This window comes from Acidiphilium multivorum AIU301, from assembly GCF_000202835.1.
GTDB lineage: Bacteria > Pseudomonadota > Alphaproteobacteria > Acetobacterales > Acetobacteraceae > Acidiphilium > Acidiphilium multivorum.
Genome location: NC_015186.1, coordinates 2,221,362 through 2,233,463 on the forward strand (window position 1 = coordinate 2,221,362; position 12,102 = coordinate 2,233,463).

Sequence of the window (12,102 nt, forward strand, 5' to 3'; positions counted from 1 at the left end):
ATGTCCGGTGCAGCCAGCATGGCGGGGCATGCCAGGGGACGGTGGCGTCCCTCGCGCAACATCTGCATTGGTGCCGCCTCGGTCGGGACGGTCCTTCTCCTCTGGCAGACCATGTCCAGTCTCGGCGTCGTGCCCACCGTGCTGCTGCCCGGGCCGGTCACGCTTGCCCGCCAAGCCGTCGTGCTCGCCGGGCAGGGCGGCGCGGTGCCGTTCCAGCTCGAACACGACATCACCCTGACTATGGTCCGCCTGCTCGGCGGCTTCGCCTGCGCCGTCGCTCTTGCAGTGCCGCTCGGCGTAATCTCGGCCCTGTGGCCGCCGGCCGGCAAGCTGCTCCAGCCAGTCTTCGCCGTACTAATGGCCGTACCGGCTATCGCCATCGTGCCGATCCTCATGCTGATCACCGGCATCGGCAACGCGACCGACGTAACGGTCGTGATCTTCACCGCCTTTGTGCCTATCGCGGTCTACGTCCATGAGGGCGTGAAGCTGGTCGACAGGCGCTACTACTGGACCGCCCGTTCCTTCGGCACCCGCCCAGTCGACGTCTTCCGCCACATCCTACTGCCCGGGATCGCCGTACCCTTGATCGCCGGACTGCGCATGGGCATGGGCTATGCTTGGCGCTCCCTGATCGCGACCGAAAGCCTGACCGCGTTGTCCGGTGGCCTCGGTTACTCCATCTTCCAGGCCGCCCAGTTCTTCGACACCCGCACGATCTATCTCTACATGGTCGTGATCGCGCTGCTGGGCTTCGGCATCGAAGCCCTGTTCCGCCGTGCCGAACGTCGCACGGCGATCCGCTGGGGCGTAATTGCCTCGGGAGGCAGTCAGTGATGCAGCCGGCCCACGCTCGCGGTACCGCCTGCGAACCGCCCCGCCGCGGCCGCCTCGCCGGCTTCGTCCGGCGCCATTCCAACCCGCTGATCCTGATTGCACTGCTCGCAATCTGGCAGATGCTCGTCGGGTTCGGCCTCGTCCACAACCCAGCGGTCCCGAGCCCGACCGCGATCGCGCACAGCCTCTGGAAAGGCTTCCTTGGGCCGCACCACATCCTCGCGATCGCCACGGCCGCTACACTCGGCCGCCTCATCCTCGGCTTTGCGATCGCGCTCCTTGCCGCCTCGGCGCTGGGTCTGCTCGCCGGAAGGAACGACGACATCGCCGCCGCGCTCAATCCACTGGTGGCACTCTGGATCCCGCTGCCCGGGATCGTGACGATCCCCGTGCTCTCGCTCTGGCTCGGCGTGGGCCAGGCGGTGATCGTCTGCACGGTCATCTTTTCCGCCTGGATTCCGCTCTATCTCGGGGCGCTGCAGGGGGCCCGCTCGGTCGCCGCCCGTCAGCTCTGGGTCGCACGCTCCTACGGAGCCACCCGTTGGTCGACCGTCTGCCACATCATTGTACCGAGCGCGCTGGTGCAGATGCTGCCGGCGCTGCGCGTCGGAATGGGCTATGCTTGGCGTGCAGTGATCGCCGCCGAGATCATCACGCAGCACGGTGAAGGGCTTGGTGTCACCATCTTCGCGGCCCGTCAGTTCTTTGACGTGGCAACGATGTATGCCGGCGTTATCCTGATCGCGCTCCTCGGGCTCACTATCGAGAAGATACTGTTCCCGCAGCTCGAACGCCGCACACTTAAGCGTTGGGGGCTGGTCGTATGAACGCCAGGACGCACGAAACCGAAGGAGGACTCGGCACGATGGACGGAAGCGTCACACCGGTTCAAGAAACCGGCCTCGCCGCAGGCCCGATTGTCGTCGAGGCCCGCAATCTCCGCAAGGTCTTCACTCCGCAGGACGGCAACCCACCGGTCGTCGCCGTCGAGGACGTCTCGTTCCAGATCCGCCGCGGCGAGTTCACCGTGCTGCTCGGCCCGAGCGGCTGCGGCAAGTCAACCACGCTATACATGATCGGCGGCTTCGAGAAGGTGAGCGGCGGCGAGTTGATGCTGCACGGCAAGCCGGTTGCGGGACCGGGACCGGACCGAGGCATCGTCTTCCAGGACTTTGTGCTGTTTCCCTGGCGCACCGTGCTCGGCAACATCATGTTCGGCCTCGAGATGATGCGCCGCTTCGACCGTGCCGAAATCCGCGCCCGGGCCGAGCATTACGTCCAGCATCTCGGGCTGGCCGGCTTCGAGAACGCCTACCCGAGCACGCTGTCCGGCGGCATGAAGCAGCGCATCGCGATCGCCCGCACGCTTGCCACCGAACCCGAGTTCATGCTGATGGACGAGCCCTTCGCCGCCCTTGACGCGCAGACGCGAGACCGGCTGATCGCCGACCTTTCACGGATCGCCGGGGAGCAGAACACAACGTTTGTCTTCGTCACCCACGATGTGCGCGAGGCGATCCGGCTCGCCGACCGGATCATCGTCTTCTCGCCGCGCCCCTCGCGCGTCGTCCAGTCAATTCCAGTAACCCTACCGCGCCCGCGTGACAGCTACGATCCGCGACTGCTTGAAATCGACCGCGAGCTGCGCTCCCTGATCGGCCGCCATGCGTCGGATGATCCGGCCTTCTGAGATACGGGATACTGGCTTTCGCCGTACAGAGGGCTGGTTTTTGGGCCCGCCGCTTTCGCCGGCTCGGCCGTCATTGACGTTCGCCAGCGTCACCGAGACTTTCTCGACCAGCGCCGTGCTGGCATCAGCGCCGACCTGGGCTTTGAAGCCGTGGATGGCGGGTCATCTCTTATGCTTGACCCAGCGTCCTTCGCCATCGTCCTTATTTGCAGAAGCAATGATCGTCGTATTGACCAGGGTGCCGGTCTTCACTGTGATCGCCTTCGCTTTCAGCTGCGCGGTGATGGCCTCGAACAATCCACCATCGAGCCGGCGTGCCACCAGCAGGCGGCGAAAGCGCACGAAAGCTGTCCGCTCGGGCGTCGTCTCCAACCGCACAAAGCCGTAGAACCAGCGGAACGAAGCGCGGTCATCGAGAGCTTCGGCGAGTTTGACGTCGGACAGGTCGTGCCACATCGCCAAGCGCAGTGCCTTGACGATTGCCAGTGGCGGCCAACCGGGTTCACCTTTCCTTACCGGATGGAGCGGCCCAAGCAGATCAGAGATCGGCTGCCAATCAATAAGTTTTGACGGCGCGTCGAGCGAAGACGCGTCGCGTTCTGGTCCCGCCATGGCAAGCAGCTCTTGGCCAATCCGACGTCGCACCACTGAACCTCTCCATCTCCGAACGGCAACAGAGAATCAGCAACCCGAACCGCTGTCTACGCCTATCCGCGCACAGGTCTCTTATTTCGGCTTTCGGACCATGCCGAAGGGCGCCACACTGACCAGGATGGGTGCGGAGCCGACGGGTCGGCTGGTCTGAGCCCTAAGTTCCCGCCATTCAGGAGTAGAGTCTAATTGCCGAATGGTGTCCACGATTGGGCGTAGGTGCAACAGCCGGGGTGGGGGTTAACCCCCAACCCGGCGCGCCGCTGATTTTTCCCGCCACCTCTGCCGGGGTTTTGTTGCCCAGGCTCGAATGGGGGCGGTGATGATTATAGTCGTGACGCCAGGCGGTCAGCACGGACCTCGCTTGAGGCAGGCTCGTGAACAAGGTCTCGTTCAGGCACTCGTCCCGGAGCCGGGCGTTGAAGCTCTCGACGAACCCGTTTTGCTGGGGCTTGCCGGGCGCGATGTAATGCCATTCCACGTTCCGCTCTTTCGACCAGCGTAGGATCGACATGCTGGTGAGCTCAGTGCCGTTGTCGCTGACCACCATGAGCGGGCGCGCCCCGCGCTCAGTGATCGCCATATCCAACTCGCGTGCCACCCGGGCGCCCGAAATTGACGTGTCGGCGATCAAGCGAACGCATTCGCGGCTGAAATCGTCCACGACGGCGAAGATCCGAAACCTGCGCCCGCATGTCAGGGCGTCGGAGACGAAATCCAGCGACCAGCGCTGATTGCAGCCCTGCGGAATGGTCATCGGAGATCGTGTGCCCAAGGCCCGCTTTCGCCCGCCGCGACGGCGAACCTGAAGGCGTTCTTCGCGGTAAAGGCGCCGAAACTTCTTGTGGTTCATGGAAATTCCTTCGCGGCTGAGCAGCCAGTGCAGGCGCCGATAGCCAAATCGACGGCGCTCGCCCGCAAGCACGCGCATGCGTTCGCGAGCCTCCGCATCATCCGGGCGGCGGCTTTGATACCGCACCGTGGTCCGATCCACGCCCAGCGCATCGCAGGCCCGGCGTTGGCTCACCTCGAACAGGGTCCGAAGGTGAGCTACCGCCTCCCGCTTATGGCTGGGCGCTAGAATTTTTTTGACGCAATTTCCTTGAGCATGGCGTTGTCCAGCACGGCGTCCGCCAACAGCCGCTTGAGCCGAGCGTTCTCGTCTTCCAGCTGTTTGAGCCGCCGGGCGTCCGAGACTTCCAACCCGCCGAATTTGGCCTTCCACTTGTAAAACGTCGCCGAACTGATCCCGTGTCGACGGCAGACCTCCGCCGTCGACATCCCCGACTCCTGCTCTTTGAGGATGCCGATGATCTGTTCCTCGCTAAACCGACCGCTCTTCATCTCGTCCGTCTCCCTGATGGGGCGGACTCTACTCATTCCTGGAGGAAATCCACGGGCTCAGACCAGTTGCGGCTCACCGCAGCCTGTCGCACATTTTACAAGTTATGCGACATGGGCTCGGCGCGGGCAAGAACGGCGAGAGGAGTAACCACTCCGCGTCAGTCACGTCACTTCCACAGCGCAGCCCAGTGCGGCTATGCTGCGCATGGGTGGTTGGCGTCCACATGGTGTCTCCGGCAAGGCTTCGAACACCTGCCCGAAATCACATCCGGCCCAACCATCCAACCGCTCATCAAAGCCGTTCCACTTCCATTCCGAAATAGCCTCTTATGTTTTCGTTACGTTTGTATTCACCAGATTACGAACCAGCGTGAAATCTGGTGCTTCTGGTCCCAGCCCAGGATTTGGCGCTCCCAAGGGAGGCTTTTGGACTACGTAAGGACGCCAGGCTGAAAATAGAGGAAGTTGCAAAAAATGTGATTGTTTCCAATATTCATGTGGGTTTGGTGGCTGTGGGAGTATATTTTCTAGTCGTTTGGCATGCATCAAAGCCAACTTCAGAGGGTGAATACCTTTTGGAACGGTCAGCGGAGGAATAATTTGACCGGATCGGATCCCCTTGGCGGTGTCTTCCAAATCCGCGACGAACTTTATTTCATCCGGTGTCAGCGGATCTCCAAATAGATGAATATCCGCCACCAGATCGTCGATCTGCGCCGCGACAACCGGGAAATGCCGAGGCTTGAGCAAGCCAGGGCCTTGCAAGATACGCTTTAACTCCCCCAAGGCTTTGGCGATTTCCTTGGAGTCATCCACCTCGCAGGAACCAACGACGTAGCAAAGCGTGCCGATCCAGCTCTTATGCACGGGAACAGGCAAGCGCTGCGCGTCAATCTCCTGCTTGAGCCAGCGGAGCTGATAGACCACGCGGCCATGCGCGGTTTCGTTCGAGGCGGGGTAGTCCTTGAAGGCGTCGAGCAGGAACGCGATGCGCTCCATGGCATCTTCATATTCTTCTTCAATGCCAGGGCCGATGATCTCAGGCGTAATGGGGATCATGGAAATGTTCCTCTATTTACCAAAGCTGACCGCTGAAGGCGGCAATGAAACCTGAGAGCCGCCACCGGTCATGAGCAGCTTTCCTTCATCCACGCCACCCGCCCCATTATCAAGATTGAACAATTCCGAAGCGGAATTGATCTGTGACGTGACGCCTGTTGTTGGTGCCGTGACCTGCCCTTGGAATATTGTTTGGGCCATATTGTAACATGGTAAAGCTAGATATTGCTTGACCCCGGCGGCGTTCGTCACGTTCAGATTCTCATCGACATATCCCTGATTGATCAACTGATTCATGCCATTCTGGTCCAGAATATAGGGGCTGGGTGTATCAGGGTTGTAGCCAAGATTCTGAATTTTGTAGATATTATCGTCCGCGGAGTAATCGTTGGTGCCAAATTTGGAGCCGCTATTCAGAATTTGGTCGATCTTGTCGTCGTCCCACGCTGGATTTCCACTTGAGTCGAGTTGGCTCTGTAACTGATTGATGGCAGTACGCTGGTCAGCCGCAGGCGCGGTTGAATCATAAACGCTGTCCGGTGTGAATTGATCGGCGCGCCGGGGATATGTAACGCCATCATTCCCGTTGTTGTAGCGTTGCATGATATCGTCGGTCGAGCCGCGCGCCGGATACGCAGCCAGAACCTGCTGGCGTGGAGATTTGGGAGGTAGGGGTTCATCCTCTGCCTCTGGCGCCTTGGGTTTCACCTCATGCACGCGCCTGACGATTTCGCGGAGCAGGACGAGCAGGCCCAGCGAGACCAGCGCCGCCGCGGCCAGTTTGGCGGCGAGTTTGATCTCCTCACCCGTCGTGGCGTGGCCGGCCTTGATCACCGCCTCGACGAAATCTTTTCCGGCAATCAACCCCGCCCAACCGAACTGCCACCAGGCCAGCCCGGCGATCATGCCGTCCACGATCGCATCCGCCCCTGGCAGCGCCTGCACGACCGCGATCCCGCCGAAGAACAGCGCCATCACTGCAAGGTTCTGCGGTGTCAGGAACGCCCTGAATTCCGCCCGGCTGGCCTCTCCAAGACATTCCGGGATCGCCTCGAACATGGCGACCACCTTCTGCCCGCCGCTCCAGCCGGATACCGGGCCGCGGCCCGGCAGGACCCCACTGCCGGCATCGCCGCGGATCATGCTGCGATGCGGGTCTCTCGCGAAACGGAAGACCGCAAGCGCACCGTGGCGGACATCCTCCTGCAACTGCCGGATCAGGAGTGCCGGCGGAACCTCCTGACGTTCGTTGCGCCAGGCCGCGTAGAAGCGACGGATCGCCGCAAGATTGCCCGGATGACCGAAAAATGGCGTGGCGCCCTGGCGCATGGCGTCGAGCATCTGCTCGAATTCAAGCCGGCCGAGGGTATCCGACCCCTGATACGCCTGGAACCGGTGGACTTCCCTCGTCTCCGCCGAGGTGGGCAGGATGAGATAGACTGCGTGGAGGCTTCGCAACTCCAGATGGAGTGCTTGCGGATGGGGCATTGCCATCCACGGATGCGGTCCAGGTGATCCTGAAAGTGCATTTCCCATCCGCGCCACGATACAGCATCATTATTGGAATCAGAAAATGCGAAAATCAGGAATTTCGCACGAGCGCGGCGAACTTGGGGGGTAGCAGCAGCGGGCAGCTGTAATTACAGCGGTCGGATAGGGGTTAAAGGGCTTATTGGAATGGCAAACTCGGCGAGGCTGGGGTAGTGTCCGGGCTGGTGGTGGACTTTTGGAATCCGTAGCGGTGTAGATTGGGGTGGCCATCGGATCAGTCGGCTATGGTGGAGTTGCGACACTTCAACCTGAAGCCTGGAGACCCCGATGACCGAGGAGAGATTACCATTGGCCGAGCTATTGGCCAAAGCCGGCGACGGCGACTTTTTGCGTAGCGTTGCGGAGACCGTGGTGCAGTTGCTCATGGAGACCGATGTGGATGGGCTGATCGGCGCCGGCCGTTATGAGCGCAGTGGCGAGCGCGCCACCTATCGCAATGGCTACCGGGACCGGGCATTGGACACTCGCCTTGGTAGCCTGCAGCTGCGGATCCCAAAGCTGCGGCAGGGCAGTTATTTCCCGCCCTTTCTGGAGGCACGCCGGACTTCGGAGAAGGCGTTGGCAGCGGTGATCCAGCAGGGGTTACGCATGAAAGAAGCCGGTGAGCACTTGCTCCATGTAACGGTTATCCCAGGCGGCCATTTTGCGGCGCCCCTTGAGACTGGCCTTTGATGCCTGATGGCGGCGAACGAGGTTGATTGCGATCTTGCGAAGCAGGGAGAAGTTCTGGACGGCGTTGCGATCCCGGATCCGGCAGTGATCTTCGTTGAAGGTGACGTCGAGCACCCAGTGTAGGCTGTTCTCGATCTGCCAATGTTGACGGATCGCTTTCGCCAGGATTTCGGGTTGATCGTCGCTGCTGGACAGGAAGTAGCGGATTTCGGCTTCGATCTTGCCGGATCCGTTGACGCCGCGGATGGTTTCCACGGCCAGAACGCTCTTCAACCCCGGCCAGTCGCGCAGCGGTTCCAGCGCTACGGCGTCCGGACAGACGAACACCCGGCGCCGAACAAGACGACCATGACCATCATCGAATTCGTCATGCACCGGCCGATCAACGGGTGAGCGGCTGAAGCAGGTGGTTGCGCAATACTCCTGCACGGCGCTGTGTTTCTTCCCCTGGTTTGCTTTGAGGGTGACGAGATAATCAGCACCCCGCTCGAGAATTTTGGACGCGATGGCTCGCTGGCACCCCATCGCGTCCAGCGTGACAATGGCGCCCTTGATGTCCAGCACATCCAGCAATTCCGGGATCGCGGTGATCTCGTTCGATTTGTCGCCGACCTGACGCTGGCCGAGCACCAGCCCCCGATCACTCGCCCATGCACTCACAACGTGAAGCGCCGCCTGGTCCCGGCTGCGATCAAACGAGCCGCGGATCGTTTTCCCGTCAATCGCCACCACTTCCCGGTCCAAAGTCGTCCCGAATGAGCGCGCCCACGCTTCGAAACATGCCTCGAAACGCCCGGTATCGATCAGCATGAACACACGCCGGAAGGTGTCGTGCGATGGAATGCCGTTCGGCAGCGCCAAAAACGTGCCCAGCCATTCCTGCTTGCTACGGCCATACAGTGCCATATCCTCCCAGCTTTCCGCCCCGGCAATCACCGCGCACACCGCAATCACCAGAATATCAATTAGCCGGTGCTCAACCTTGCCGCCGCAGCGGGGGTCTTCCAACGCCGAAAATTCCTCCACAAGCCGCCTCACCGACATGCACGTCTCCCAATCTCAAGGAGACTCCCCGAATCACACCCGATTCCATGCCGTCAACTATGCCCGAAATTTTCATGCGTAGCCCCTGGGTGATCCAGGAAGCCTGGATAGGCGGCGTCTCGACCCGGCGTGTCGACGACTTGGTGCAGGCGATGGGGCTAACAGGGATCAGCAAGAGCACGGTCTCCAAGCTGTGCAAGGACATCGACGAGCGGGTGAATGCTTTCCTTGATCGTCCGCTTGCCGGTGATTGGCCGTATCTCTGGTTAGATGCGACCTATCTCAAGCAGCGCGAAGGCGGGCGGATCGTCTCGGTTGCGGCGATAATCGCTGTGGCGGTGAACACCGATGGCCGGCGCGAGATCGTCGGCCTGCACATCGGCCCGTCCGAGGCCGAGACCTTCTGGTCAACCTTCCTCAAGAGCATGCTCCGCCGCGGCTTGCGCGGCGTGAAGCTGGTGATCTCCGATGCTCATGAGGGACTGAAGACAGCAATCCGCCGGGTGATGGGCGCTTCCTGGCAACGGTGCCGGGTTCACTGGATGCGCAACGCGTTGTCCTACGTGCCGAAAGCGCAGCAGAGCATGGTGGCCGCTGCGCTGCGCCAGGCGTTCATCCAACCGGATCGCTCCAATGCGAGCCAGACCCTGCGCCACGTCGCTGATCAGCTCCGCGGCAAATGGCCGAAACTCGGCGCGTTCATTGATGACAGCGAAATCGACGTGCTCGCCCACATGGACTTTCCCGCCCAGCATCGAACCAAAATCCACAGCACCAATCCGCTGGAACGGCTGAACAAGGAGGTGAAGCGCCGCTCCGATGTCGTCGGGATCTTTCCCAACGAGGGCTCGATCATCCGCCTGATCGGCGCCGTGCTGCTGGAGGCCAACGACGAATGGCAGACCCAGAACCGCTACATGCAGATCGAGGCGATGGCCGAACTCGCGCCGCTCTTGATCGACATCAAGCCTGCTGAAATTACCACCGTGGCCGCATAATCAATGGCCGCTCAATCACACCCCAATTTCCACCACATTGACGGACGCTATCGAGGCTGGTTCCGGAACTGGTGGTTTCGGACTTGGAGGTGAGCCTGCGTTTTTGGTGCAATCTGATCGGCTTCTCCGTAGCATTCGACCGGCCGGAAACCGGCTTCGCATACCTGGACCTTGACGGTGCTCAGGTAATGCTTGAGCAGCGCAACACGGCAGACGACCAATGGGTGACGGGGCCGCTCGAAGCACCACTTGGTCGTGGCATCAATTTCCAGATCAAGACACCGACCCTCCGGCCGATCCTAGACCGACTGGCAAAAGCGGGATGTCCGCTATTCAAGGAGCCTGAGGAGGCGTGGTATCGAGCCAACACGGTTGAATTCGGCCAGCGACAGTTTCTGGTCATGGACCCGGATGGCTACCTGCTTCGTCTGGTCGAAAACATTGGCCAACGCCCTTTCAATGATACCACCAAAATTTAGTATCTGCTTGTCGATGCGCCTGAATGACCTGCAAGTGTCAAAGCCCGGTCGTTTCCGGCTGGTGCGTAATTCACAAGTTATGCGACAATCGGTGACCTAGCTGGGGGAAAGCGGAACGGCTGCTTTAAACAAAGGCTTCTGAGATACCGGACAAACCAACCACTCCCGAGTTTGGCAGATGATAGATGGGTAGGGGCCATTTCCACGAAATGCTAGCGTATATCTTAATAATATCTTACGGGAACACAGCCCCTGCTGTCTTGGCCGCACCCGCAGAGTCAGGATATAGCGATACATCCCAGATGCCATGTTCCAGGCGCAGCCGATCTCGGATTGTCGCTTTGAGTGTTTTTGGAATTAGGTATCGAGCGTGCGATTCAGGTTTGTTTAATAGTTGTTCTATTCGTTCAGCGTGATCTCGGTCGAATACCGATGTAAGAGAATAAAGACCGTCTTGGGCATTTTGTCGGCCAAAACCTGTCGGATAAGTCATACACACAAAAAAATCTAGACCATTGCCCGGGCAAAATGCCGCCTTCTCAAATTCGTATTTCCATTCAGCCGGGTTTGACCACTGCGATACACCCTTCTTCATGTATTCGCTTTCATCGAATCCCCAAATCTCGCCATCTTCGTCATCATCACAGCAAACCGCAAAATATGCAGCCACAAAGGGTGAGCGCGACCAGTCAAGCAGACGAGTCCGCGCACCATGATGGCGCAGTATAGCGAGTGCGATAAGATCATCTGTAAGAGCGAGTATTTCCCCTGGGTGTGAGAAGAACCTGGCTGAAGCACGAAAGATGTCTATGCTCCTACGCTCAAGGTTGATCTTCTCTGGACGGGATTTCCCGTTCATCGCATCACGGTCAATCGATGGTATCAGACAATTGTAACATTTTGACTGGCCTCGCGAATACCACTTATCCCCGCGCCACCTTATCAGAAGCTCGAATACTTCACCCTCTGTTGCCAATGTATGAGTTTTCCAGGTCATCTATGCACGATGCACTCGAAATCTGGAGCTTCGCAAGCCGCGATTAGGTGGAGTTGAATGTCTGATTTCGGGATCACGCGATCTGAAGTCTGGCGGCTGCCATGGTCGTTTTCACCGGGGCCAGGGTTGTCGCACAACTTAGGATTTATGCGACAAGGCGGTAGGGGAGAGGGTAGCCGACGGGCCAGTTACAATGGCAGCCTTGTCGCCATGCTGCTCAAAACCCGCCATTCTGCTACCGCCCCTTCTATCATGGGCGGACAATTGAACGGGGGGCTGGCGGCAGTGCCGTCCAGCCTTCTGCACCGACATAATTTTGAAGCCCTCGCAGCCGCAGGACGTCAGCGTACTGCCGAGAATGCCGTAGGCACGAGGATCTGATTGGTGATGCTGGCCACGATCTGACCGTTCTTCTCGGTTTCGGCGCGCTTGGCCAGCCATTCGGTATCGGCCTGGAAAGCGGTCCATTTGCTCTCGCGCTCAGCGAGAGATTCCCACGCCAGCAGATAGGTGAGATCCATGTTGGATTCTCCGACAAGCGTCGTCCAGAACCCTGCCTGACGAATGCCGTGCCTATCCCACAATCCGAGTGTCACGGTCTCGAACCGCTTCAGAAGATCAGGAAGTCGACCCGGCATACAGTGATAGATGCGGAGTTCGTGGATCATGGCTTCTATTCCTGAAGATATATCGACGCGGAGGATGCTAGCCCCGGTCCCCCACCCCAGCAAGCCGGAAGGATTGGATCATCCGTCGTCTTGATCGGCGGGCGGAGCCGTG

At 59.9% G+C, this 12,102-nt stretch carries 11 protein-coding genes and 3 pseudogenes; 6 read left to right on the forward strand and 8 right to left on the reverse strand.

Annotation, left to right across the window (positions count from 1 at the left end):
* The 3 genes from ACMV_RS09940 to ACMV_RS09950 are packed head-to-tail and all read left to right on the forward strand — an operon-like array spanning window position 1 to window position 2,527.
* Window positions 1–837: an ABC transporter permease gene (locus ACMV_RS09940; RefSeq protein ID WP_041664922.1), complete on the forward strand. Its 837-nt coding sequence runs from the start codon at window positions 1–3 to the stop codon at window positions 835–837.
* On the forward strand, window positions 837–1,664 hold the full coding sequence (locus ACMV_RS09945; RefSeq protein ID WP_007421436.1) for an ABC transporter permease: 828 nt from the start codon (window positions 837–839) through the stop codon (window positions 1,662–1,664). The genes ACMV_RS09940 and ACMV_RS09945 overlap by 1 nt, the downstream gene beginning before the upstream one ends.
* Window positions 1,661–2,527 carry an ABC transporter ATP-binding protein gene (locus ACMV_RS09950; protein ID WP_013640349.1) on the forward strand — a complete coding sequence of 289 codons (867 nt, stop codon included), beginning with the start codon at window positions 1,661–1,663 and terminating at the stop codon, window positions 2,525–2,527. Before ACMV_RS09945 ends, ACMV_RS09950 begins: the two co-directional genes overlap by 4 nt.
* A gap of 162 nt (window positions 2,528–2,689) precedes the next feature.
* Here ACMV_RS09950 and ACMV_RS09955 read toward each other — a convergent pair whose 3' ends face one another.
* From ACMV_RS09955 to ACMV_RS09970, 5 genes and pseudogenes are all read right to left on the reverse strand, one after another.
* Entirely contained in the window at window positions 2,690–3,139 is a 450-nt protein-coding gene (locus ACMV_RS09955; protein WP_231844378.1) for a transposase, read from the reverse strand.
* A 211-nt stretch (window positions 3,140–3,350) separates the two neighbouring features.
* Window positions 3,351–4,522 (reverse strand): IS3 family transposase gene (locus tag ACMV_RS19865; protein WP_407921940.1). Its coding sequence is split into 2 segments (ribosomal slippage): window positions 3,351–4,261 and window positions 4,261–4,522, totalling 1,173 coding nucleotides; the frame shifts between segments, so codons are not numbered across the junction.
* A 109-nt stretch (window positions 4,523–4,631) separates the two neighbouring features.
* Window positions 4,632–4,748, reverse strand: a pseudogene (locus tag ACMV_RS21185) (IS5/IS1182 family transposase); the annotation flags it as partial.
* A gap of 101 nt (window positions 4,749–4,849) precedes the next feature.
* Entirely contained in the window at window positions 4,850–5,581 is a 732-nt protein-coding gene (locus tag ACMV_RS19870) for a hypothetical protein (RefSeq protein WP_013640353.1), read from the reverse strand.
* Window positions 5,582–5,593: 12 nt separating this feature from the next.
* Window positions 5,594–7,075: a hypothetical protein gene (locus tag ACMV_RS09970; protein ID WP_231844384.1), complete on the reverse strand. Its 1,482-nt coding sequence runs from the start codon at window positions 7,073–7,075 to the stop codon at window positions 5,594–5,596.
* A gap of 324 nt (window positions 7,076–7,399) precedes the next feature.
* On the opposite strand from ACMV_RS09970, the pseudogene ACMV_RS09975 reads away from it, so the two are divergent.
* Window positions 7,400–7,711, forward strand: a pseudogene (locus ACMV_RS09975) (transposase); the annotation flags it as partial.
* A 3-nt stretch (window positions 7,712–7,714) separates the two neighbouring features.
* On the opposite strand, the gene ACMV_RS09980 reads toward ACMV_RS09975, so the two are convergent.
* On the reverse strand, window positions 7,715–8,848 hold the full coding sequence (locus ACMV_RS09980) for an ISAs1 family transposase (RefSeq protein WP_013634879.1): 1,134 nt from the start codon (window positions 8,846–8,848) through the stop codon (window positions 7,715–7,717).
* An 89-nt stretch (window positions 8,849–8,937) separates the two neighbouring features.
* Here ACMV_RS09980 and ACMV_RS09985 point away from each other — a divergent pair.
* Window positions 8,938–9,846: pseudogene (locus ACMV_RS09985) on the forward strand (IS256 family transposase); the annotation flags it as partial.
* A gap of 71 nt (window positions 9,847–9,917) precedes the next feature.
* Window positions 9,918–10,325 carry a bleomycin resistance protein gene (locus ACMV_RS09990; protein WP_331429014.1) on the forward strand — a complete coding sequence of 136 codons (408 nt, stop codon included), beginning with the start codon at window positions 9,918–9,920 and terminating at the stop codon, window positions 10,323–10,325.
* Between the two features lie 235 nt (window positions 10,326–10,560).
* On the opposite strand, the gene ACMV_RS19875 is transcribed toward ACMV_RS09990, so the two are convergent.
* Together ACMV_RS19875 and ACMV_RS09995 are read right to left on the reverse strand one after the other, a co-directional pair.
* Window positions 10,561–11,322 (reverse strand): FRG domain-containing protein, encoded by a 762-nt coding sequence (locus ACMV_RS19875; protein WP_013640358.1) that lies wholly within the window; start codon window positions 11,320–11,322, stop codon window positions 10,561–10,563.
* 341 nt (window positions 11,323–11,663) lie between these two features.
* Window positions 11,664–11,990, reverse strand: a complete 327-nt coding sequence (locus ACMV_RS09995) for an NIPSNAP family protein (RefSeq protein WP_013640359.1) — start codon at window positions 11,988–11,990, stop codon at window positions 11,664–11,666.
* Window positions 11,991–12,102 lie beyond the last annotated feature (112 nt).